We start from the raw sequence: 24,404 nt of genomic DNA on the forward strand, positions 1-24,404 counted from the left end.
ATGCGTCGTCGCAGCTGGATGACCGGTTCCATGATCGCAGTGGTTGTGTGTGTCACAATTCTGGCCGCTCTGTTGCCCGTGATCGGGAATGGACCGAGTCTGTCGTTTGCCGAAGGCACGACGGACTTGTACTTTGGCACAGAGGGCACGCCGCAAGGTCCGCCGGCTCCGGGACCTCATGAGACCGTCTATTCACGGGTTGGTTCATTCGATAGCCGGCTCCTGGTCTGGTTCGTGACGCAGCAGCATACCTACTTTGGAGGATTTGTCCTCGCGCTGCCGCTGTTTTGTGCCTTGCTGGAGTTTGCCGGATTGATTACGAAAAAGCCGGCGTTGTCGCTTCGCTATGACGGCTTGGCCCGAGACTTGGCGAAGGTCGCCTTGCTGGCTCTCTCGGTGACCGCGGTGGTCGGGAGCCTCATGTTGTCCATGTTCATCTACTTCTACCCGTCGTTCATGAAGTATATGGGCGGGACGTTCAAGTCGTTCATGCCGGTCTATGCCATCGTGTTTGTCGGAGAGTCGCTGCTGCTGATCATCTATTACTACAGCTGGAATCGGATGGCTGAACGCGGGTTGAAGTGGATTCACGCCGCCATCGGCATTCTGACGAATATCTTCGGGACATCGTTGCTCTTGCTGGCCAACGCCTGGTCGGCGTTTATGATGGCGCCGGCCGGCGTCGATGCGCAGGGCCGGTTTCTTGGGAATGTTTGGCACTTGCTCCATTCCGCTCTCTGGAATCCCCTGAACGTCCATCGATTTCTCGCGGACATTATGTCCGGCGGGGCGGTGGTGCTGGCCTATGCCTGTTACCGGTTTTTCACCAGCAAGACCAGCGAAGAGCGGGCCTATTACGACTGGGTAGGCTACATCTTTCTGTTCGTCACGGTCTGTGCGTTGCTGCCGATGCCGATCGCCGGGTATTGGCTGATGCGTTCGGTGTATGCCTTCAGCCAGAGCATGGGCGTGACCATGATGGGCGGCTTACTGACCTGGCTCTTTGTCGTGCAGGCGCTGCTGATCGGGGCGTTGCTCTTAGGGATCAACTACTACATTTGGCAGAGTATGGCGCGAATCAAGGGCGGGGAGCGCTACCAGCCGTACTACCAGTTCCTGCTTGGCGTGCTGACGATGGCCCTCTTCATCTGGTTGACGCCGCATACGGTCTTGATGTCAGGGGCGGAAGTGAAGGCGATGGGCGGGGCACAGCATCCGGTGGTCGGGAATTACGGAGTTATGTCAGCAAAGAACGGCGCAGTCAATGTGATGATTCTCATCACGGCGCTCAGCTTTCTCTACTATCGGCGTGCCAATCGAACGATGACGGTGTCCTGGGTGAAGACAGGGAATCTTCTGATCGGGACCTTGTACACGGTGGGTCTCGTGAATGTGATCTGGCTGTCGATCTACGGCTTCTATTTGCCCGCGAAGATCCGCGTGGGATTGTCGTCGCCCCAAGCCTTTACGACATTGACGGTGATTCTGGCAGGTGTCGTGATCAACCGTCTCATGCTGCGGGGCTCGGTGGTGCACGGCCCCGTGCAATGGGGGAAGATTTCGGTGCGCGGCATGGTGGGGCTCTTCGGCTTGGCCGCGGCGTTTACCTGGGTGATGGGGTTGATGGGCTACATTCGATCGTCCGGGCGTCTGTCCTGGCACGTCAGCGAGCTGATGGCCGATGTCTCTCCCTGGGCGTTTACTCCCGATCTAGAGTTTGCTGCGAAAATGGTCACGCTAAACATGGTGGTGTTTTGGGGAGCGGTGTTCGCGCTCTTTTGGATGTGTCAGCGCGAACAGCAGCCAGTAATGGGAGAAGAGTTTTTCGAGGAGCAGGCGCCGGCGTTGGCTCCCTCCTCGTCGCAAGAAGCCTCATCGTAAAGAAAGGGTCGAAACGCCTATGAATGGTCGGATGGTGTGGAGTGTAGTGGCTCTGGCGAGTATGGCGTTGTGTGTCGGAACCGTCATCACTAAGTCAGTCTATGCAGAAAGCCAAGTGTTGGTGCTGGAAGATTTCCAAGGGAAAGAAGCGGATGGTTTTCCCTCGTCCTGGGATCACGAGAACCAGCGCAGTCATTCCAAGGGGCGCGACGCGTATAAGGTGCAAACTGAAAATGGTGTAAATTTTTTGTCGGCCAAAGATGCCGGACAACGGATCAAGAAAAAGAAGATCGACTGGGATCCCAAAGCCTATCCCGTGCTCACCTGGCGGTGGCGTTTGCTGAAGGCTCCGGCTGGAACGGATCAAATCGCGGCGATCTATGCCTCGCTCGATACCGATTTGTTGTTTATCCCGGTGTTCACAAAGTATGTCTGGAGCGGGACCAAGCCGGAAGGGACCCTGACGGAAGGCGGCATGTTCAGCGGATCAGAGATCGTTATGCAGAGCGGGACTAAAGACGTCGGCCAGTGGTTTGAAGAGCGTGTGAATGTTTATGAGGATTTCAAGCGCATTCATCAACATGAGCCGGCGCCCAAGGCCTGGGGCATTTCGATCATTGCCGCGCCTGGAGTGGAGATTGATTTCGGCTCGCTGGTGGCCGGTCCTGCCAAGTAACGGAGGGAGTCGCAGTTGCCATGACTGGGGCTGGAGATCAGGGGCTTCCCATCAGAAAGCTCGTGGACATCGTGTTCGGTGTGGTGGTGATGGGGACAGTGGGAACGCTGATTGGCCTCATCATGGGCAGTGAATTCATACCGTTGGCGATTGGGATTGGGCTTGTAATGGGGGGTGTCGTAGGGTTCCTCGGGGGGCGACGGTTTCTGATCAGTATTTTAGTTGGAACAGTCCTGGGCGGTCTGCTGGCCTGGCTATTGGCCGGACCGGAACGGATCTCGTATGGGGCCGGTGCCGGGGCGGCCATGGGCGGATTTCTCGGAGTTCAGGTCTCGATGTTGTTGGATATGCGCGCGGCCCGCAAGGCCGAAGGGGCGGGTGCGTCGGTTGAAGAGGTGACTCAGGACGCTCGCTAATAGGTGTCTTGTCAGATTTATCCGGGCGCGTGGAGACTTATGGAAAACAGGGGTGTACTGATCGGGTCAATCGTCTTTGTCTTCGGGTCATTCATTCTCCTGATCGCAGGGCTAGTCTATGAGTCATATAAGGCCAAGCAGATGCGGGAATTAGCCATGAGTATCCAGACGGAATCCCGCCCGGTCGCGGCGAAGGCGGTTGCGCAGGATTTCTCGATGTATAAAACGAGAATCGGCGATGAAGGGCGCGAGATGGTGCAGGTGCCGGCGGGGCCGTTTACGATGGGGAGTAGCGATGGGGATCCGGATGAGGCGCCTGAGCGACAGGTGTTCTTGAAAGGGTTCTTTATCGATCGATACGAAGTGACGCAGGATGAGTACCTGCGTTTTGCCAAGATGACCAAGCGGCAGCTCCCGAGGATTGAAGTATTCGAAGACGACCAGTCGAAAGTCTTAAAGCCTGAGCTGGCGGCGATGAGCGTTTCCTGGGACGATGCGGTCGCCTATTGTAAGTGGGCCGGTAAGCGATTGCCGACAGAGGCTGAATGGGAGAAGGCCGGGCGGGGTGAGGGGAAACGGAAATACCCTTGGGGCGACAAGTTCATGAATGGTGTGGCCAATGTGGATGGGCCTGAGGATGGATACAAGTATCTGGCGCCTCCCGGCTCGTTTGAGGCCGGCCGGAGCCCCTACGGATTGCACGATATGACGGGAAATGTCGCCGAATGGGTCGCGGATACGTATGACGAGCACTACTACAAAAAGGGTGGCTATCGTGACCCGAAGGGGCCCGATGAGGGTGATCTGAAAGTGGTGCGTGGTGGCTCCTGGAGGGAAACCGAGCAAAACGCCAGGCTCTCCAAACGATTCGCGGCTAAGCATTGGCGGAATGATATTACGATTGGAATTCGTTGCGCCGGCGATTTGGAGCTGAGCGGCGATGCGGTCGGTCAGTAGCGGTCATGCTGGAAACCAGATTCAAGGTGGTGTTTCTTATCGTGGTCTTGCTGTTTGCGGCCATGCCGATTATTGCCATCCTTCGCGGGACGACTACGACTCCTTTCGAAGAGAGTGATCCCGGTTCCCCGGTTTCGGTACAGCCTGGTGACATGCCTGCTGCAGCTGAAGCGGCGATAGATGAAGAAATGATCCTGATTCCTGCCGGGACCTTTCTGCGTGGGACCGATATGGGTGGGCTTGACGAAGGGCCGCCCAGGGAGATCTTCCTCGATGCATTTCGAATCGACCGCTACGAAGTAACCAATTCGCAGTATGGGCAGTTTGCTGCGGCCACCGGTCACCGGAAGGCGGGGCCTCCTTCTCGATACGCCAAGAATGTGTCCAAAATGCGCGGCCCGAATCAACCGGCTATCTATGTGTCATGGGACGATGCCGTGGCCTACTGTCAGTGGAAGAGCAGGCGGCTGCCTACAGAAGCAGAATGGGAAAAAGCCATGCGTGGTACAGATGGTCGACTGTGGCCTTGGGGAAATACGGAACAGCCTGATGGGGCCAACTGGGCGCGAGTCAACGACGGATTCGAGGCGAGTGCTCCTGCGGGATCATTCAAGGCAGACATAAGTCCCTACGGTGTCATGGATGGGGCGGGAAATGTCATGGAATGGGTCCAGGACTGGTATGCGGAGGGGTATTACAAGGAATCGCCAGACCGAAATCCGCCAAGTCCGGAGTATGGCGTCTATCGAACGATGCGGGGGGGTGCGTATACGACGACTGGGGGCGATCTTCGCCTCACCAGTCGAAGCAAAATGGTCCCGGATTTTCGTGATGAAACGATCGGATTTCGGTGCGCGATGTCAGTGGAAAATGGCGTGGGTGAGACGGCGAATCGCAGCGAGAAATCTATAGAAAATCAAAGTAGTAGAGAATCAGAAACACGGCCAAAATGATATTGACAACCATACCGGCCAAAACTATAATGTCGAAAATTTTTGAGTTTTTTGTCATGGGTTTCCTTGTGTTGTTATGGCCGCCAGCTAAGGAATTTTGAATAACACACAGGTTTTTGGGTGTCAAGGAATTCACGGGCTTCACTCACTATTTCGAGCATGGAAGGGGAGGCAAGATGGCGACGGCAACAGCAGACAGCGATTTGATGGTTAAGGTCGGCAAGATGATTTTCTACATCACTTGCGCGGTTGGTTTGTGGTTTTTCTATTGGTTTGCTGGCATTCAGTGCCCCTGCTAGTTCAGGGCCGCTGCGAGTCTGACGGTTGTGAAACTTTGATCGATCTGATGAGGAGGAGATGATGGGGCAGAATATTCTGTATGGGATTATCTCTGTGGCGATCTGCGTAGGATACTTCCTGATGGTTGACCATTTTCTGATGGATATGCAGGGCCTGGACTTCTGGTACATGTTCCGTAAGTAGTTTGGCGCTGCGTAGGATTTTTGGGGCTTGTGATGAATCTTTTTCGTAAAGCATTAAGGAGGTATCCCATGGGTCTTGTAACCCGGAAGAAAGTGTTCTCAATCATGGCGCTCTGCGCGATGGTTGGCCTCCTCCTGTTTCCTGTGGTGGTGTCGCTTCCGTCACTGGCAATCGGTGCGGATGCGCCTGACGCGGCAAAGAAGGAGGATGCGAAGGTTGAGAAGGGGCGTGACGTCTATTATAAGACGGAAGGTATCGTGGTTGGCGCGCCTGCCCCGAAGACAGTTGACGGCCCGAGGGATTATCCCCGGTATAACTTCGAGAGTCGCGTGCTCCTCTGGTTCGCGAACCAGCAGCATCTATACTACGGCAGCTTCGTGCTCGCCGTTCCGATTTTCTGCATGGTCGTCGAATTCATGGGTGTGGTGACGAAGGATAAGGCGTTGGCGAAGCGGTATGATCAGCTTGCCTATGACTTTATTAAGATCAGTCTGACGGCGTACTCGTTGACGGCCGTGCTTGGCGGTATTCTGATCTTTACCTTCCTCACTCTCTATCCTGCGTTTTTCGGTTATCTGTCCAGCATTTTCCGTCCGGTCATGCACATCTATGCGTTGATGTTCGTGGCTGAGAGCGGCACCCTCTACATCTACTACTACGGCTGGGACAAGATGAAAGAGGGATTCCTGAAGTGGATCCATCTGAGCATGTCGGTGATTTTGAACATCATCGGGACCTTGCTCATGTTCCTGGCGAACTCGTGGATCGGATTCATGATGTCTCCGGCCGGTGTTGACGAGCAGGGGCGGTTCCTTGGAAATATCTGGCACGTTCTTCATACGGCATTGTGGAACCCGCTCAACCTCCATCGCATCCTTGGCAATATGGCCTTCGGTGGTGGCGTGGTTGCGGCTTACGCGGCGTACAAGTTCTTAGCGTCGAAGACCGATGAGGATCGCGCCCACTATGATTGGATGGGCTACATCGCGATGGCGCTCGGTGTCGCGTTCTTGATCCCGTTGCCGTTTGCCGGTTACTGGCTCATGCGCGAAGTCTATGCGTATCGCCAACAGATGGGCATTACGCTCATGGGTGGATTGTTGGCCTGGCTCTTCATTATTCAGGCCACCATGATCGGTATTTTGTTCCTGAGCACAAACTACTATTTGTGGCAGGCGATGGGACGCATGCGTGGAGCGGAGAAGTATCAACGTTACATCAAGTACCTGGTGTTTATCCTCGCTTGCGGGTATTTGGTCTTTATTACGCCGCACACGATGGTCATGACTCCGGCGGAATTGAAGGCCATGGGCGGACAGCAGCACCCGGTGTTGGGTAACTATGGCGTCATGTCGGCGAAAAACGGCGGCATCAACGTCATCATCACCACCACGGTGTTGAGCTTCGTCTGGTATATGCGCGGCAACAAGATTTCGACTGTCTCTTGGTCGAAATTCGGGAACATCTTTATGGGATGTTTCTTCTTCTTCGCCTACGTCAATATTATTGGGCTGGCGATTTACGGATACTACATCCCGGCTAACGTCCGAGTTGGATTGTCTGTCCCGCAGGTGGCGACAACGCTCTCCTGTCTCTTCTTCATGTTCGCTTTGAACAGCGTCATGATGAAGGGTGCCAAACAAATGGGGCCGATCGAGTGGGGTAAGATCTCTGCCCGCTCGCAGTATGCGCTGATCATGTTGGCGACAGCATTTACCTGGATGATGGGCTTGATGGGATACATTCGCTCATCGGTTCGCCTCTTCTGGCACGTGAATGAAATCATGCGGGACAATTCACCGTGGGCCTATACGCACACGGTTGGATTTGCTGCGAACATGATTTCTTTTAACGTGCTGTTCTTCTGGATCAGTATTCTTTTCGTATTCTGGCTTGGAAGCTTAGCGGCAAAGAAGGCTCCGGCTGGTGAGAAGGCGGGGGTTCCTGGTAGCGCGCCTCAGCCGGCAGGTAGCCACTAACCATCTTATTGAGCAACTGGCTCAGGGGGGAGGCCGTGCAAGCGCCTTCCCCCGGTGTAGCCGCAGGAGGTTAAAACCGTGGGCGATTTGATTAATCAAGCACTAGCGATGGGGTGGCCGGCACTGGCGTTGCTGGCCGGCCTCTTGGTGTATTTCCAATTTTCCATCAGTGATCCCGTTGCAAAGAAGCGGGCCACGCTCAAGACGATCATTGGGATGGCGGCAACGTTTCTTTTGTTTATTGCGATCGTAAATTACACGGGTAATTTTTACGGCGAGAATCGGCTCTTGCCGGTCTCGCTTGTGATGATTACCGCCGCTTCCTTTATGGTAGCGATTTATTTCCCTAATTTTGGGGCATTGCTCAAAATCGGCGGGCTCATGTTTTTTGTGGCCGCGTTTCTTTCCGGTTATGGAAACTGGTTGCCGCAGGTCGAAGGTGGCTTCCCGCCGAAGGAAGAGAAGCTCGAGTATAGCGGTATGACGGCGCAACAGCTGGCCGATGAAGGCGAGAAGATTATTTTCGGTGGCGTTGGGAAAAACAAAGAGCAGGGTGCTATCGGCAAAGGCCAGTGTCCGCTCTGTCACGCATTCCATGCTGGCATGTTGGGTGAACGTGCTCCCAATCTGAGCGGCTTGCCCGAGCGCGCCGGCAAAGAGCGTCTTGAAGATCCGAAATATTCGAAGGGCAATGCCGCCAAGCGTGACTATGCCCAAAAGGAAGCGTTCCCTGGATCAGGCACTGCTGAAAATGGACAGGAGTATATTGCTGAGTCGCACGCCTGCCCGAACTGCTACGTCGTGGCTGGTTTCGGCGTGAAGGGAACCAATGACAAGGAAAGCCCGATGCCGGCGATTCACAAGCCGCCGATATCGCTCAGCCTTGATGAGCTCGCAGCCGTGGATACATGGTTGTATGTCCGCGAAGGCCGTGATGCTCCATCTTTCGACGAGATTGTGAAGTCGTACGAGAAGTTTATTCCTGAAGCGGATCGGCCGAAGAAGCAGGAAGAAAAAACCGGGCCGCCTAGTGCTCTTATGGCTGACGGGACCGAGCCTGTGGACCAGATATTTGCAAAAGCACAGTGCGTATCTTGCCACACGATTCCTGGAATCCCGGGTGCGAATGGGACAATCGGCCCTAAGCTGGTTGAGGGGACGAATGCACCTGGTCGCATTAAGGACAAGGAGTATAAGGGAACGGCCAAGTCGACATCCGACTACATTATGGAGTCGATCGTATCACCCAGTGCCTATGTGGTGAAGCCATTCCCTGATAATACGATGCCCAAGGTGTTTGGTCAGAAACTCAGTGCGGGAGCGCTCAAGAAGATTGTGGATTATCTCTCGCAAGTCTACGAGGGAAAAGAGCCTCCAAAGATTTCGTAACTGAGCTGTGAATCTTTTAGACCAAAGGGAGTGAACTCATGAAAGCATTGATGTCAGTCGGCGCGCTGGTAGGAGCTATTGCGCTCCTCCTGCTAGTCGGGATGATCCTCGACGTCGTCCCGTCGAATACCGTCCGCTTAGTCGAAGGCTACATGCCGATCCAGATGTTGGTTGAGGTAGCCTGCTTCGTTGTCGGCTTTGCCGGGTTGAGCTACATGCTCAGTTCAATGGGTATGGCGGTTCCCCGCTTCTGGCAGGGAATCGGGTTCTGGGCTTTTGTGTTGCTCTATTTGAAATTCCGCGTCTATCCGCCCATCCCGTTCAGCGTTCGAGCCATGTATGGTACGGTGTCGCTCGTCGCGGTCTTTATGTGGGTGTCCGCGAACGAGGACGACTGGAAAAAGTTTAAGCAGCCGATCATGAACGTTCTCGATGCCCAGAGTGGAGCAAACAAGATGCTCCGCTACGCGTATCTCGTTCTGATTCCGGTTCTTGTTGGTTTCACCTCCTTCAATGCGATGAAGCCAACGTCGGAAGAGCCGGTTGAGTTGCGAACGGTGCATCCGGCCCCTCCGGCCAGCACGAAAGTTCATGGTAAGACCTACACTCTCCAGACCTCCCAGAATCCGTACCGGGTCAACCCGGAAGGGAAGTTTGATCAGGAATATAGCAACAAGCTGATCGTTGAGCAGGGCATGGGGCGCTTGATGGCCCCGAATGCCAATCCGTGGGATGAGAAGAATCAGGGCTATCTGAAGTATGTGAAGGAAGGTGGAGAAATCTTCTTCCAGAACTGCCACTTCTGCCACGGCGACAATTTAAATGGTCGTGGTCTTCACGCCTTTGCGTTTAACCCGATTCCTGCGAACTTTACCGATCCAGGCACAATCGCTCAGCTCCAGGAGACCTTCATTTTCTGGCGCGTTGCCAAGGGTGGTATTGGATTGCCGAACGAAGGTTTCCCCTGGGCCTCAGTGATGCCGCCATGGGAACAGCATTTGACCGTCGACGAGATCTGGAAGGTCATTTTGTTTGAGTATTGGCATACGGGTTACTACCCCAGGACCTGGGACTAAAAGTCCACTGGCATAACGGATAACCCTGGATTACGACATGAGGAAAAAAATGATGAATACGTCGATGGGCAAAAAAGCAGGGATCGTCCTTGCCTCGGCCTTTGGACTGGCTCTTTTCTCTGCCGGCCCGTTGGTCCTCTCGGCATCTGCCGAGGAAGTTCCGCAGGGATTTAAGAAGGGTGAACTGGCGCCAGAGCCGGCTGCAGACATGATCGAGGCCGGGAAGCGCGTCTACTTTACCAAGTGCGTCTGGTGTCATGGAGTGGATGGAGCCGGCGACGGGCCCGGCGCCGACCGACTCTGGCCGCGTCCCCGCAACTTCAACCAGGGGACTTTCAAGATCCGGCATACTGCCAGCGGTGAACTGCCGTTGTTTGATGCCAAAAAGCCGACTCCCGGGCAAAACGACCTTTTTGAGACGGTGACCCATGGTTTGCCTGGTTCTGCGATGCCTTCATGGGAAGGTATTTTGACCGAAGAGCAACGCCTTCAGGTGTTGTCCTTCGTCACTACGCAGTTGGTGAAGGATCGGAAATTCACCGATAAGCAGTCGGAATCCCAGACGATTCTTCAGATGGCCGATTTGAAGCCGAAAGAGGCGACAGAGGAAAGCAAGAAGAGAGGATCCGAGCTGATCGTAGAAAAGAAGTGCGTGGAATGTCATGGCATGGAAGGCCGTGGCGATGGTAACGCCTTCAATCTGAAGGATGACTGGGGTTTCTCGATTCAGCCTGCCAATTGGCACAAGTGCTGGAATTTCCGTGGAAGCCGGCAGGATCCGTACAATGTGAAGAATATTTTCCGGACCTTCTCGACCGGCGTCAATGGAACTCCGATGCCGTCGTTTGCGGATAGCACGTCAGTCGATGATCGTTGGGATATTGCGAACTTTGTGAACTCCTTGTGCGAAAGAGATGCTCAAGGGAATCCGCTCTCAATCGATCCACAGACGGATAAGCCGAAAGTCAACTTCGTGCTTCCCTCGAATCCGGTGGAAGGTGAGATCCCCACGGATATCGAGAACGAAGCCTGGCAGAAAACCCAAAAGCGCCTTATCGCCATGGGTGGTCAGATCACGCACAAGCCGCGTAACTTCGTGAACCGGATCGATGATCTCTGGGTTCGGTCGCTGTATAACGAAAAGTCGATTGTGTACTTGATCGAATGGGACGATCGTACCAAGAGCGTGGCCGAAGGGAAGTTGCCCTGGGCTCCGACTCAAGTGAATATCGATGTGAAGGAGCAGGATCCGAAGACCGGTGAAGAAGGATCTATCGCCGCGCATCAAAATAATTACGCAGTGTACAATGACGCGGTCGCAATTGAGACGCCGGTCAAGTGGCAGGATCTTCCTGCTCCGATCAAGCCGCGGTATCTCTTCGGAAGCAATGAGCAATATCCCGTGGATATTGTGAAGTGGGAAGCTGACGGATCTCTCCGGGCTTTCAAGGGAACCGGTTGGGATAAGGATTTCGAAGAGCGCGATAGCTATGAAGAGAATCTAAAGATTCTCAAGTCTGAATGGAAGAACGGTCGTTGGTACGTCATGATTCAGCGTCCAGTCGGAAACAAGAAGGACCAGGATTATGACGAAGATACGCTGTTCGAAATGGGGAAATACATCCCGACCGTGTTCTTTGCCTGGGATGGTCATAACGGTGATGCAGGACGCAAGATGGCCGTCTCGGCTTTCTACTACACGTTCATGCAGCCGCCGACGCCCCGTGAAGTGTATATCTATCCGTTCGTCATTGCCGGCGGGATCGTGCTGTTGGAAGCATGGGTCTTGACGCGCCGCGCAAACAAGCGGAAGGGCAAGACGCTCTAAGCGCACTCTGTACGTGAGTGGCTGAGCAGCGAATGAAGGGGGTGGGGAAACCCACCCCCTTCGTGTTTTCACGCCATGAAGCGGTAGATCTGTATGAATGTCACTGGAGTCGTGCTGGCCGGCGGCAAGAGCCGGCGGATGGGGGAGGATAAGCGTTTCCTACTGGTCGGGGAGGAGACGTTATTGACGCGAACGACCTCGGTGATGGCTCAGCTCTTTCCTGAAGTGCTCGTGATTATTGCGCAGGATAGTCCGCCGCTCACAGTCTCCGGATGCCTCGTTCACAGAGATCTCATTGCAGGTTGTGGAAGTCTCGGCGGCCTCTACACAGGTTTGGTAAAGGCTTCGGAGCAGCGTATTTTCGTCGTGGCCTGTGATATGCCGTTTCTGAATCCCGACATGATCCGCTGGTTTGTCGATCGCGATCCTGCAGCAGACATTGTGATGGCACGTTTGCCGACCGGGCTGCAATCTCTTCACGCGCTCTATAGTAAACGCGCATTGCCTGTCCTGGAGCGCATGGCCACCATGCATACTCTGAAGATCCAACAGATTGTCTCAGAACCCTCACTCCACACAACCGTCGTTTTGGCCGACGAGTGGGGCGAGCGTGATGCCCTCGCCCGATCGTTTCAGAATGTGAACACGCCGGCTGATCTCGCCGCGGCGAGAGCCGCACTTCGTAACCGTTCATTGACTCGATAATGCCCGCCTCCCAGCGCACGATCCTGGTGATTCACCCTGGCGGACTGGGTGATGTGTTGCTGTCGATTGGTGCAATGGCCGTCCTGCGGAGTGCCTTCCCGCAACACAAGATGATCCTGCTCGCGGGGTCTGACGTAGGGCATCTACTGGGTCAGTGCGGGGTGATCGATCAATCTTTGCCGATCGAATCAAGCCGGTTCAGCGCGCTGTTTTCCGGAAGGGTGCAGATTTCAGATCTACCGCATGACCTCTTGAGGCGATGCGATCTTGTGGTTGGATGGCTGAGTGATCGGGATGGTTCGATCCGGCGTGGGCTCCAGGAGGTGGGAGTTCCACGTGTGATGTTGCAATCGCCGGCTGATGCCGGGGGGCATCACCAAAGCGATCGGTTTCTGGAGACGCTAAAGGGGGAATTTCCGGTCGGTGCGAACCCTTCCATCCGTCTCCGTCTTCCCGATCAGGTGCTGCAGGCGGGGATGGACGCACTTCGTGCCGTCGGGATCGAACAAACGGCGCCTCTGATCATGTGCCACCCGGGAAGCGGAAGCACGCACAAGTGTGTGCGAGCGGAGACGTGGGGCATGCTTATTCGGGGATGTCAGGCGAAGCGGTTCTTACCTGTGATGGTGCTAGGGCCTGCTGATGAGCAAGCCGAGGCCGCCATCCAGGCTCTGGGTCTTCCGGGAATGTTGATGCTTCGCCCTCCGTCCATCACGATGCTTGCCGCGATCCTGGCGCAGGCACAGGGGTATATCGGCCACGATTCTGGCGTGACCCACCTGGCTGCCCTCCTGGGCGTGCCGACGGTGGCGATGTTCGGGCCAACCGATGAGCGGCAATGGGCTCCGCGCGGGGAGCAAGTGACTGTCGTGAGGGGAGGAGGCTGCTTGTGCGTAGGCTGGGACGCGGTGCGAGTCTGTGCGGCAAAGTCTTGTCTGAATGTGATGCCGGAGAAGGTTTTCGAGGCGCTTGATACCGTCGATTTTCGCTACCGTCGGGTAACAAATTCCTGACGCCTCACCTTGTCACACTATGTACCATATGCTACAGTGCAAAATTGTTTTTCTCTTTCTTCTCTAAGGACTTAGGAGATTTTGTGACGCAGGGGCTTGTGCAAGAACAGGTGGCGAATGCGGTCCAGGGAGCTCTCTCTGACGCAAAGGCGAAGGGGCAGTTGAAAATCGAGTCCTGGCCTACCGTCACCCTGGATGCGCCCAAGCGTCCGGAGTGGGGTGACCTTGCCACTACTGTTGCCATGTCTCTCGCGGCCTCAGAGAAACGCGCACCCCATGACATTGCTCAGATCATTGCCGATAATCTGTTGACCCGCGATCAATTATTCGAGCGAGTTGAGATCGTCCGGCCAGGTTTTCTCAACCTGACCGTCAAGCCTGCCATCTGGTTAGAAGTTTTGCGGGACATCGAGCGGAAAGGCGCGGCCTACGGCACGTCGGTGGTCGGAGTCGGGAAGCGCGTGTTGGTCGAATATGTCAGTGCCAATCCCACCGGGCCGCTTCATGTGGGGCATGGGCGAGGCGCCGCGGTTGGTCAAGCATTGGCACGGCTGCTGAGAGCGGTCGGATACGACGTGGTCAGTGAATACTACATCAATGACGCCGGCCGACAGATGAAACTCCTGGGCGCTTCCGTGTACGCACGGTTGCAGGAGCTTGCGGGGACGCCCGTCACGTTTCCGGAAGACGGTTACCACGGCGAGTATATCCGTCTTGCGGCTGAACAGATTCAGGAGTCAGACGGGGCGACGCTGGCGACGATGTCTCCGGTGGAGGCCGAGCAACGCTGTCGTGATCTGGCCTATCGGACCCTGCTGCAGCGCATTCGTGAAGATCTGTCGATGTTAGGCATTGAGTTTGAGTCCTGGTTCAGCGAAGCCTCGCTCATTGAGTCCGGCGCCGTCGAGCGGGCTTTCGCAGAGCTAAAGAGTCAGGACCTCTTATTTGAGGAGGACGGGGCCTGGTGGTTTCGGTCGTCCCGATTCGGTGATGAAAAGGATCGCGTCGTCCGCAAAAAGGACGGCGAATGTACCTACCTCGCTTCCGACATCGCGTACCATCGCGACAAGCTCCAGCGGGGCTATGACCTGTTGATCGATGTCTGGGGCGCCGATCACCACGGATATATCCCGCGCATGCAGGGGGTCATTCAAGCTTACGGGCATCCGAAAGAGCGGCTACAGGTCGTGCTGGTGCAACTCGTGAAGTTGTTGCGAGGCGGCGTCGAAGTCAAAATGTCGAAACGCTCCGGCGAATTCATTACGATGCGCGAGGTAATCGATGAGGTGGGTGTCGATGCCGCCATGTTCTTCTTTCTGATGCGGGATTCGAACACGCATTTGGATTTTGATTTGGAGTTGGCCAAGCAGCGGTCCTCGGACAACCCCGTCTATTACGTGCAGTATGTCCATGCCAGGATTGCGAGCCTCTGGCGGGTGGCCGCGGCGCGTGGAATTGCCTGCCCGACGGCGGCGGAAGCCGATCTGACGGTGCTGACCGATCCCGACGAGCTTGCCTTGATCCGGAAGCTCTCGATGTTTCCTGAAGTGTTGGAGGCGAGCGCGCTGGCGTTTGAGCCGCATCGCCTGACCTACTATCTTCAGCAGCTCGCGGCCCTGCTGCACACTTTTTACAACAAGCATCGGATTCTTCCTCCGGCGGCCGATCTGGAGACCGGCGACGCGCCCGTGGCGGAGGAGATATCTCCTAAGACGACGGCAGCTCGGTTGGTGTTGATGCGGGCTGTACAGCAGGTCGTGAAAAACGGATTGACCGTCCTGGGGATTTCAGCTCCCGAGCAGATGTAACGGAACGTACTCGCACGATGATGCAGTTCACGATCAAACAGCAGGACCGACAGACCAAGGGGCGGCTGGGACAGCTCCGTACCGCCCGGGCCGTCATCGACACGCCCACGTTCATGCCGGTGGGGTCGTTGGGGCCGGTGAAAGGGCTGGAGCCCGAGGATCTTCACGATCTCGGGTTCAGGCTCATGCTGAATAATGCGTACCATCTCTACTTGCGGCCCGGGCATAAAATTGTGGCGGAGTTGGGCGGGTTGCACGCATTTACCGGATGGCCTGGCGCGATCCTGACCGATAGCGGCGGGTTTCAGATTTTTAGCTTGGCGAAACTCTGCAAGATCACCGATGAGGGCGTGACGTTTCAGTCGCACATCGACGGCTCGACGCATTTCATCACGCCCGAAACGGCGATCGAAATCGAAGAGGCGCTCGGCGCCGATATCATCATGGCGTTCGATCAATGTGTCGCCCTGCCGGCGTCGCGCGCGGCGATTCTGGAGGGTTTGCGGCGGACGACGTCGTGGGCGAAACGCTGTCAGGCGAGCCGGCGCCGGAACGATCAGGCGCTCTTCGGCATTGTCCAGGGCGGACTGGAAGCCGATCTCAGGAGACAGTCGGCCCAGGAGCTGGTGGCGCTGGATTTTGAAGGCTATGCCATCGGTGGACTGTCCGTCGGGGAGAGCAAGGCCGATATGTATGCGATGTTGGATGTGACCGCTCCGGAACTGCCGGAGTCCAAGCCGCGCTATCTGATGGGGGTGGGCCTTCCGGAGGACCTCATCGAAGGGGTGGCTCGCGGGGTCGATATGTTTGATTGCGTGGTGCCGTCCCGCCATGGGCGGACCGGATGGCTCTTTACGGGGTTCGGCCGTGTATCCATCAAGCAGGCGCAATTCAAACAGGACGAACGGCCGATCGATCCCGACTGCGGCTGTCCGGTATGCAAACGCTATTCGCGCGCCTATCTGCATCACCTCTTCAACGTGAAGGAGATGCTCGGATCGCGACTGAATACGATTCACAACCTTTGGTATTTTGCTGATCTGATGCAACGAGTGCGCTCGTCGATCGAGCGAGGGACATTTCTCACAATGCGCGAGGAGTTTTATCGCGCGCGGGCGGAAGCCGAGCGGACCGGCGGCGAGACAGCAATCGCCGCGCAGGAACCGCGGGCCGGCCTCGACTAGCGTAAGGGGAGCCAGAGTTATGATGATGGTCGTGATGGCGTCGGTGGCGTGGGCTGAGGGGCCCGGGGGCGGCGGGAGCACATCGAGTTCGCTGCTCTCGTTGGTGCCGTTTGTCCTGATCTTTGTGATTTTCTATTTCCTGCTGATTCTGCCGCAGCAGAAGCGGCAAAAGCAGCAAAAGGCGATGCTCGACGATCTAAAGAAGGGGGACAAGGTCATCACGGCGTCGGGCTTCTGGGGGACCATCACGAATCTCGGGAAAGAGACGGTGACGCTGCAGATTGCCGACAATACCAAGGTCAAGATTCAGAAAGAGCATATCGCGAAAATACGGGCGGAAGACGACGACAAAGAGTAGCCGGACGACGTTAATCACACGAGAATGCTCGAACAGGCTGCCCGGCAAGGCCGCAGCAAGCGAAAAGGCGAGGCGTACGCGGCGGTACGGTGAGCCTCTGAGCGCGGCGAGAACGACGCTGGCGGGCTGTTTCAGCATTCTGCAAGAGAGGGTGGCAGAGACATGAAAAAAGTTGGTGGACGGTTTGCATTGCTTGCACTGGTGGTTGTGCTGTCGGTGGTGTTCTTCCTGCCGTCGTACAAGCCGTTGTATCAGGCCTTGCCCGACTGGGCGCGGAAGATTCTGCCGGATAAGGGCATTACGCTGGGGTTGGATCTCCAGGGCGGCATTCACATGGTGATGGAGGTCGATGAAGACCGGGCGGTCGAGATCGCCGTCGAGCGGTCGGTCGCATCGTTGCAGGATGTCTTGGTCGACAAGAAGCTGCCGGCTGAATCGGTGAAACGGACCGCCGCGAATCAGGTCACTATTCAGTTTGCCAACGCCGAACTGAAAGCGCAGATCCAGAAGCTCGTGGATGAGTATCCCACGTTCTTTGAAGTGGATGCCGCGGGGTCGGCCAACAGTCTGGTCTGGGAGTTGCGCGAGACGGAGATCAAGCGGATCAAGGATTCGGCGATCAATCAGGCGCTCGAAACGATTCGGAACCGGATCGACCAGTTCGGCGTGTCCGAGCCGCTGGTACAGCGTCAGGGATTGAAGCAGATTGTCGTGCAATTGCCGGGTGTCAAAGAGCCGAAGCGGGCGAAGGATCTCATCAAGGAAACCGCCTTGCTCGAGTTCAAGATGCTCGACGAAGACAATCAGATGAAGATGGATTTCCCTGCCCGCATCCCGAAGGAAAAAGAGGCCGAAGTCTTGGCGCAGTTCCAGGGCAAGGTGCCGGAGGGCGATCAGATCCTGTTCGAGCACCAAGTCGACAAAGACACCGGCCGGGAATTCCGGACGCCGTACCTCGTGAAGAAGCGGGTGATGCTGACGGGCGATGTCTTGAGCGACGCGCGGGTCTCCATCGGAGAGTTCAACGACCCCTATGTCTCTATTACCTTTGACGGCAAAGGCGGTCGGGAGTTTGAGCGGATCACCGGTGAGAATATCAAGAAGCGCATGGCCGTCGTGCTCGACAACACGATCTATTCTGCGCCGGTAATTCAGGACCGGATCTCCGGCGGACGGGCTCAGATCACCGGGACGTTCAGCACGCAGGAGGCCAACGATTTGGCCATCGTCCTTCGCGCCGGCGCATTGCCGGCTCCATTGAAGATCATTCAAGACCTCACCGTCGGGCCGTCGCTTGGACAGGATTCTATCGATCAGGGTATGAAATCCACCTTCATCGCCGGACTGCTGGTGGTGGTGTTTATGATCGTGTATTACCGCTTGTCCGGAGTGATCGCCGATTTCGCGCTCTTGCTCAACCTGATTTGTTTGCTCGGAGCGCTTTCGGCCCTGAACGCCACGCTGACGTTGCCGGGCATCGCGGGCATTGTGCTGACCATCGGTATGGGCGTGGACTCCAATGTGCTGATCTTCGAGCGCATTCGCGAAGAATTGCGGGCAGGAAAAGCCGTGCGCCTGGCGGTGGACGGCGGCTATGACAAGGCGCTGCTCACGATCATCGACGCGCACGTGACGACGTTGATCACGGGCGTGGCGCTGTTCTTGTTCGGCACCGGTCCGATTAAAGGATTTGCCGTGACGTTGTGCTTGGGGATCGCGATCAATCTGTTCACGGCCTTCGTCGGAACCAAGGTCGTATTTGATCTGCTGAATCAAGGTAAGAAAGTGGACACGCTCAGCATTTAGCCGTGATGCTGATGGCGGAAGACTGAGAGCTGAACACGACGAAAAGGGAGTGAGCATGTTAGAGATTCTCGGAAAAACAAACTTCGATTTCATGGGTAAGCGCAAGATCGCGTTTATCTTTTCGGGCATTATGGTGTTGTTCGGGTTGATTGCTCTGGTGCAGATCTCGCGCGGGGCCGCCAATCTCGGGATCGACTTTGCCGGCGGGACGGCCGTGCAGCTCAAGTTTGATCAGGCGATTCGGATCGAGGAGGCGCGGAAGGCTCTGGAGTCGAACGGGCTGAGCAATGCGGAGTTGCAGGAATTCGGGCAGGACAATAAATTGCTCGTCCGCATTAAAGCCTCGACCACCATTGAGGAAAAGACGGCCGAACGGGTCATGGCGGTGTTCTCAAAAGAATTCCCGAATAATAAATTTGTCGTGGATGCGTCGACGGAAATCGGCCCGACCATCGGGAAGAAGCTGCAGGAAGATGCGCTCATCGCGATCGTCATCTCGTTTGCCGGAATCATCATGTACATTGCGGCCCGGTTCGAGTTGCGCTTCGGCGTCGCGGCCGCCCTGGCCACGTTCCACGATGTGCTCGCCGTGCTGGGTGCCTTTTATCTGCTGGATAAAGAAATCACCCTGCTCGTGGTGACGGCGTTGCTCACGCTGGCGGGTTATTCACTGACCGATACCGTCGTGGTATTCGACCGGATCAGAGAAAACTTGCGGATCAGGCGGCGGGACTCGGAAGAGAGCATGATCAACAGCGCGGTGAACCAGGTCCTCAGCCGCACGATTGTCACCAGCTTGACGGTGGTGCTGGTGCTGATCCCGCTGACGCTGGCCGGCGGCGAAGTCTTGCATGATTTTTCGCTCGCCCTTCTGAGTGGCGTCATCTTCGGAACCTATTCGTCGGTGTTCGTCGCCAGTCCGTTGCTTCTCCTCTGGCCGGGCGCCAGCGGACGGATGATGAAGCGGAGCTAACGGAAACGGGGCGCTCGTTGTTCGCGCCTGTGCGCCGACGCCGGTTGGTCGGCAGGCGCGAACCCCCCGGATTCCGGATGCCGTCGGTTTCTGTCCGCATGCTGCTTGGGGCATCAGTATGACACTCTGGAGTCGGTCTCACAGTCTCCAGCAGAAAATCATCACGGCGATCGTGATGGTGGGTCTCCTGCCACTCAGTCTCTCCCTCCTGCTCAGTTACGTGGAAGAACGGCGGGCCCTCCGCGAGGCTATCGGCGCCAATTTCAAGGAAGTGGCGGTCGAGGCGTCGCGTCGGACCGAGATGCATGTGACGCGCGGGATCAACGAAGCGCAGCAACTCGGGACCACCCCCTTCCTCCGCACGGCCGTGACGGAGTCGAACCGCACCTATGAGGGGAAGGACGAGCGTGCGATTGATGCCATGATCAAAGACTGGCAGCAACGCTGGCGCCAGCGCGACACCCGCAGCGAGTTCCCGCTGTTCATCAACCGCATCGTCACGAATTATCTCATCCGCTGGCACGATATCCGGAAGTCCGATTACGTCGGGATTCTGGTGACGGACGCCCGCGGCGCCCTCGTGGTGAGTTCGATCCCCCAGGTGGAGTATTTCTACGGCAAGACGCCCTGGTGGACGGCGCTGGTGAAGTCGCAAGTATCCCGTCCGTACGTCAGCGATATCGCCTTCGATCCGGCCTTCGGAACGCACGTCGTGGTCGTGGCGGTGCCGATCATTGAGGACGGTGGCCGGGGGGTCATCGGCGCCGTGACCATTTTGCTCCGGCGCGACACGCTGTTCCATTCGATCGGCGAAGTGTCGATCGGCTCATCCGGCCACGCGATGCTCTTCAACTCCGACGGCGTTTCCTTGATTTGTCCGGTGTTGTCGCCTGAAGAGCATACGATGACGCCGGAACTGGTCAGGACCATCGTGCAGGAGAAGGCCGGTTGGGCCATCGCGCCTGACGACTCCCATGGGAGCCACAATGCCTTGATCGGATTCGCTCCGGTGCGGTTCAGCGAACCCCTGGCGCCCGGCAGTATGGGCGGAAAACAATGGGTAACGGTCATTCGGCAGGATCCGGAAGAGACCTACGCTCCTCTGGGACGTCTCGTCGGCCGAGTGTTGCTGTATGGAGTGGTGGTGTTTGCCGTGCTGGTGGGCACGGGGTTGATCGTGGCCCGGCGGATCGCCAGGCCGATCAAAATCTTGCACGACGGTGTTCTGGAGATCGCCAGCGGCCGGCTCGATCAGACCTTGCAGATCCGAACAGGGGATGAGATCGAACACCTGGCCGGCGCCTTCAATCAGATGGCCGCTAATCTAAAGTTGTCGTTTGCGCAAATCGAACAGCGGATGCTCGAAGTGCGGCGGTTGGAGGAAAAGTATCGGGATCTGATCGAGCATTCCCCGGAAATGATTTATCAGCTGGACCGGGCAGGGCAATTTGTCCATGTGAACCAGACCGGGCTGGAGAAACTCGGGTACAGCCTCGACGAAATGTTGGCCATGCGGCTCTGGGACGTGGTGCCGCCGGACCAGGCGGGGCATGTCCTGAGCTATCTTGAACGGCTCATGGTGAAAGGCCGCAACACCATTGAAACGATCTTTCTTGCGAAGGACGGCCGTCAGATCGACGTGGAGATCCATGCCACGGCGTTGTTCGATCAGGAGGGGGGCGGCATCGTCCATACGCGCGCATTCGTACGGGACGTGACCGAGCGGCATCAGTTGGAGCGGCAGCTTCAGCAATATACGAGCAAACTCGAAACGGCCGTCTCCGAGCGGACTCAGCAGTTGGTCGCGTCGCAGGCGCGCTATAAGGCGCTCTTCGATCTTGTGGCCGACTCCGTCTTCATGGTGGATCGCGACGGGAAGATCGTGGCGGTCAACCAGCGGGAAGAGCAGGCCTTGGGCTATTCGGAGTCGTCGGTCGTTGGGCGCAGTATCTTCGACATCGCTCTGCCCGCGTTTCGCGAGGGGGTTCGTGCCTTGTTGATGGAATTGGCCGGAGGGCAGCGGCAGGTCCCTACCCACGAGATCGCTGTTCTCACCGCCGCCGGTGTCGAGACCCCGGTTGAAATGGATCTGATTCGCACCGGCGCCGCCGAGGCCCCGTTGATTATGGTGCAGCTCCGCGACATCACCGACCGGAAGCGGATGGAACGGCAGCTGCGGTCTTACCGAGATGAACTGGAAGTGAAAGTCCGGGAGCGCACGAAGGAAATCGAAGAGACGAAGCAGTATCTAGAAAACCTGCTTGAAAATGCGAACGATGTCATTTACACGCTGGACACCGAACAGCGCTTCACTTACGTCAACAGTAAGATTGAAGCCTGGGGTTACCGGAAAGACGACCTCATTGGCCGGCCCTACCTGTCCCTGTTATCTAAGCGGCACCGGGGGCGCCGGCTCAAGAGCACGCTCGATATCGGCGCAAAGCAGGTGTACGAGGTCGAAGTGGTTACCCGCACGGGCGAGGCCCGGTCTGTTATGGTGAGTGTGTCGCCGTTGCACGGGGTGGACGGGGAGATACTTGGCGTCCTCGGGATCGCCCGCGATATGACCGACACGAAAAAACTGGAACAGCAAATCAGGAATTCGGAGAAATTGGCGTCCGTCGGCAAGCTCGCGGCGGGAGTGGCCCACGAGATCAACAATCCGTTAGGTGGCATCCTGAACTGCCTCTACAATCTCGGAAAGGGGACGATCGCACCGGCCCGGCGCGAGGAGTATTTGGCTTCGATGGAAGACGGATTGCACCGTGTGCAGAAGATCGTCCGGCAGTTGTTGGATTTCTCTCAGCAGCATCAGCCGGAGTTTGCGCCGGCCGACATCAACACGGTGATCGAACGGGTGCTGGTGCTGACGACCCATTTGTTCGCGCCGAATCGGATTGTGCTCGAGTCCTCTCTAGGCAACGGGTTGCCGGCGGTCATGATCGACCGGCATATGATCGAGCAAGTCTTGATGAATCTGATTTTGAATGCCGTCCAGGCGATGAAAGAGGGCGGCGTCCTCTCGATCCGGACCTGGGTCGAAGAGGGGATCTGTCTGGTGGAAATTCGAGACACCGGGTCCGGTATTCCGGCGGCGGTGCTGCCGAAGATTTTTGATCCGTTCTTCACGACCAAGCGCGAAGGTGAAGGGACGGGGTTGGGTTTGTCGGTGAGTCTCGGGATTGTTGAGCGTCATGGAGGCAAGATTCTTGTGGATAGTGAAGTCGGCAAAGGCACAGTCTTTACTCTTTGGTTGCCCGTCTCCCGCGAGCGGCAGCCGGTGGAGCGGGTTTCATGACGCCGCTTACGATTCTGATCGTCGACGACGAACCCTTGATGCGCTTGTCCATCGTCGATGCGCTTGAAGCGGTCGGTCATGACGTCTGCGCCGCGGCCACGGGAACCGAAGGGATCGAAGAGGCGCGCCGGCGGGAATACGATCTCGTGATCACCGATCTGCGATTGCCGGGCGCCGACGGGCTGGCGGTGCTGAAGGCAGCGAAAGAGGCGCGGGCGCAGACCGAAGTGGTGGTGATCACGGCGCATGGCTCCGTCGAAACCGCCGTGGGCGCGATGAAGCTCGGCGCCTTCGACTACATTACCAAGCCGTTCAAAATGGATGAGCTGTTGCTGATTGTCGAACGGGCGGGAACCGTGGTCGCACTTCGCAAAGAGAATCAGGATCTGAAGGAGATCCTGGAGGATAAGTTCAGTTTCGGCGGTATTCTCGGATCCAACACGAAAATGCGGGCGGTGCTGGACAAGATCAAGACGGTCGCGGCCACGGATTCCACGGTGCTGATCCTGGGCGAAAGCGGGACAGGGAAAGAGCTGGCGGCCAATGCCGTGCATCAGAACAGCCCGCGGCGGGACTATCCCTTGATCAAGGTGAGTTGTGCGGCCCTTCCAGAATCGCTGCTGGAGGCGGAGCTGTTCGGTCATGAAAAGGGCGCCTTCACCGGCGCGTTGCGTCAACGACGGGGCCGGTTCGAAATGGCCAATCGTGGCACCTTGTTCCTGGATGAAATCGGGGAAATCTCTCCGGTCGTGCAGGTCAAGCTGCTGCGTGTGCTCCAAGAGCGGAAGTTCGAACGGGTCGGGAGTAACCAGACGATCGATGTGGATGTGCGGCTGGTCTGCGCGACGCAAAAAGACTTGCGGAAAGAAGTGGCGGCGGGCCGGTTCCGGGAGGATCTCTTCTACCGTTTGAACGTCGTGCAGGTGGTGATTCCACCGCTGCGCGCGCGGCAGGAGGATATTACCGTCATCGCCGATCATGTGTTGCAGACCTGCTCAACCAAGATGAATAAGAAGCTGCGGGGATTTGCCCAGCCGGCGCGCGAGCTGCTGCTGCGCTATTCCTATCCGGGTAATGTGCGCGAGTTGGAAAATATGGTTGAGCGCGCCGTGGCGCTGGGCCGCGACCGGGAGCCGATTCAGCCGTCCGATCTGTGCGGCTTTCAGGCCTGCCCCTATCTGGGCGGTGAGCCGCAAGAGTCCTGTGGCTTTTGTAATGAGGGGTTAACCGGAAAGCCCAAAAAGAAAGAATTCTCTCTCACCGCGCTTTCGACCGCCCGAGAAGCCTTTGAGAAGGACTACATCCTCTCTGTTTTGGAACGGGTGGAGGGGAGTCGCACCACCGCATCGAAAATCCTCGGTCTTTCCCGCAAAGCCTTGTGGGAAAAGTGCAAACGCTACGGCATCCCTTCGGCGAGGGATGAGGGAGAAGAGGAATAGCGAGCATTTTGTTTCCGGCTCTCTTGTCTTTACTCCCTTCCCCCTAGTGTAGTGATACATAAATAGCTTTACTTATTATACCGTACGGGTATACTCCTCCCCAAGAGGAGGACTGGCCTATGCGCATTGCCCCGTCCCTGCAGCTGACTGATCCCGAACGCCAGCAACTGGCGCAGTGGGCG

General features: G+C 56.8%; 20 protein-coding genes. All 20 read left to right on the top strand.

Annotation, left to right across the window (positions count from 1 at the left end; genetic code table 11):
• The 20 genes from Q7U39_05965 (at nt 1) to Q7U39_06060 (ending at nt 24,222) form a co-directional block, all read left to right on the top strand.
• Nucleotides 1-1,881, top strand: a complete 1,881-nt coding sequence (locus Q7U39_05965; protein MDO9117481.1) for a cytochrome ubiquinol oxidase subunit I — start codon at nt 1-3, stop codon at nt 1,879-1,881.
• 19 nt (nt 1,882-1,900) lie between these two features.
• Nucleotides 1,901-2,557 (top strand): DUF3047 domain-containing protein, encoded by a 657-nt coding sequence (locus Q7U39_05970; protein MDO9117482.1) that lies wholly within the window; start codon nt 1,901-1,903, stop codon nt 2,555-2,557.
• 20 nt (nt 2,558-2,577) lie between these two features.
• Nucleotides 2,578-2,973 (top strand): hypothetical protein, encoded by a 396-nt coding sequence (locus Q7U39_05975; protein MDO9117483.1) that lies wholly within the window; start codon nt 2,578-2,580, stop codon nt 2,971-2,973.
• 39 nt (nt 2,974-3,012) lie between these two features.
• Nucleotides 3,013-3,930 (top strand): formylglycine-generating enzyme family protein, encoded by a 918-nt coding sequence (locus Q7U39_05980; protein ID MDO9117484.1) that lies wholly within the window; start codon nt 3,013-3,015, stop codon nt 3,928-3,930.
• A 5-nt stretch (nt 3,931-3,935) separates the two neighbouring features.
• Complete coding sequence (locus Q7U39_05985; GenBank protein MDO9117485.1) at nt 3,936-4,883, top strand: SUMF1/EgtB/PvdO family nonheme iron enzyme; 948 nt, start codon at nt 3,936-3,938, stop codon at nt 4,881-4,883.
• Between the two features lie 176 nt (nt 4,884-5,059).
• The gene (locus Q7U39_05990; protein MDO9117486.1) at nt 5,060-5,182 is read left to right on the top strand and encodes a hypothetical protein; all 123 of its coding nucleotides are present in this window, start codon (nt 5,060-5,062) and stop codon (nt 5,180-5,182) included.
• A gap of 58 nt (nt 5,183-5,240) precedes the next feature.
• Nucleotides 5,241-5,366 (top strand): hypothetical protein, encoded by a 126-nt coding sequence (locus Q7U39_05995; GenBank protein ID MDO9117487.1) that lies wholly within the window; start codon nt 5,241-5,243, stop codon nt 5,364-5,366.
• 68 nt (nt 5,367-5,434) lie between these two features.
• Nucleotides 5,435-7,345, top strand: a complete 1,911-nt coding sequence (locus tag Q7U39_06000) for a cytochrome ubiquinol oxidase subunit I (GenBank protein ID MDO9117488.1) — start codon at nt 5,435-5,437, stop codon at nt 7,343-7,345.
• Between the two features lie 78 nt (nt 7,346-7,423).
• Nucleotides 7,424-8,734: a c-type cytochrome gene (locus Q7U39_06005; GenBank protein ID MDO9117489.1), complete on the top strand. Its 1,311-nt coding sequence runs from the start codon at nt 7,424-7,426 to the stop codon at nt 8,732-8,734.
• 38 nt (nt 8,735-8,772) lie between these two features.
• The gene (locus Q7U39_06010) at nt 8,773-9,810 is read left to right on the top strand and encodes a cytochrome c (GenBank protein MDO9117490.1); all 1,038 of its coding nucleotides are present in this window, start codon (nt 8,773-8,775) and stop codon (nt 9,808-9,810) included.
• Between the two features lie 37 nt (nt 9,811-9,847).
• Entirely contained in the window at nt 9,848-11,638 is a 1,791-nt protein-coding gene (locus Q7U39_06015; protein MDO9117491.1) for a c-type cytochrome, read from the top strand.
• Nucleotides 11,639-11,731: 93 nt separating this feature from the next.
• Nucleotides 11,732-12,343 (top strand): molybdenum cofactor guanylyltransferase, encoded by a 612-nt coding sequence (locus Q7U39_06020; GenBank protein MDO9117492.1) that lies wholly within the window; start codon nt 11,732-11,734, stop codon nt 12,341-12,343.
• Complete coding sequence (locus tag Q7U39_06025; GenBank protein MDO9117493.1) at nt 12,343-13,356, top strand: glycosyltransferase family 9 protein; 1,014 nt, start codon at nt 12,343-12,345, stop codon at nt 13,354-13,356. Before Q7U39_06020 ends, Q7U39_06025 begins: the two co-directional genes overlap by 1 nt.
• A gap of 83 nt (nt 13,357-13,439) precedes the next feature.
• Nucleotides 13,440-15,164, top strand: a complete 1,725-nt coding sequence (argS, locus tag Q7U39_06030; protein MDO9117494.1) for an arginine--tRNA ligase — start codon at nt 13,440-13,442, stop codon at nt 15,162-15,164.
• A 17-nt stretch (nt 15,165-15,181) separates the two neighbouring features.
• On the top strand, nt 15,182-16,348 hold the full coding sequence (gene tgt, locus Q7U39_06035) for a tRNA guanosine(34) transglycosylase Tgt (GenBank protein ID MDO9117495.1): 1,167 nt from the start codon (nt 15,182-15,184) through the stop codon (nt 16,346-16,348).
• A 19-nt stretch (nt 16,349-16,367) separates the two neighbouring features.
• Nucleotides 16,368-16,706, top strand: a complete 339-nt coding sequence (gene yajC / locus Q7U39_06040) for a preprotein translocase subunit YajC (protein MDO9117496.1) — start codon at nt 16,368-16,370, stop codon at nt 16,704-16,706.
• Nucleotides 16,707-16,868: 162 nt separating this feature from the next.
• Nucleotides 16,869-18,512 (top strand): protein translocase subunit SecD, encoded by a 1,644-nt coding sequence (secD, locus tag Q7U39_06045; GenBank protein ID MDO9117497.1) that lies wholly within the window; start codon nt 16,869-16,871, stop codon nt 18,510-18,512.
• Between the two features lie 55 nt (nt 18,513-18,567).
• Nucleotides 18,568-19,485 (top strand): protein translocase subunit SecF, encoded by a 918-nt coding sequence (gene secF, locus Q7U39_06050; GenBank protein ID MDO9117498.1) that lies wholly within the window; start codon nt 18,568-18,570, stop codon nt 19,483-19,485.
• A gap of 118 nt (nt 19,486-19,603) precedes the next feature.
• Complete coding sequence (locus tag Q7U39_06055) at nt 19,604-22,783, top strand: PAS domain S-box protein (protein ID MDO9117499.1); 3,180 nt, start codon at nt 19,604-19,606, stop codon at nt 22,781-22,783.
• A complete protein-coding gene (locus Q7U39_06060; GenBank protein MDO9117500.1) occupies nt 22,780-24,222 on the top strand; it encodes a sigma-54 dependent transcriptional regulator in 1,443 nt (480 codons plus the stop codon). The genes Q7U39_06055 and Q7U39_06060 overlap by 4 nt, the downstream gene beginning before the upstream one ends.
• The last annotated feature ends 182 nt before the right edge of the window (nt 24,223-24,404 follow it).

This window comes from Nitrospira sp. (genome assembly GCA_030653545.1).
In the GTDB taxonomy this organism is placed as follows: Bacteria; Nitrospirota; Nitrospiria; order Nitrospirales; family Nitrospiraceae; genus Nitrospira_D.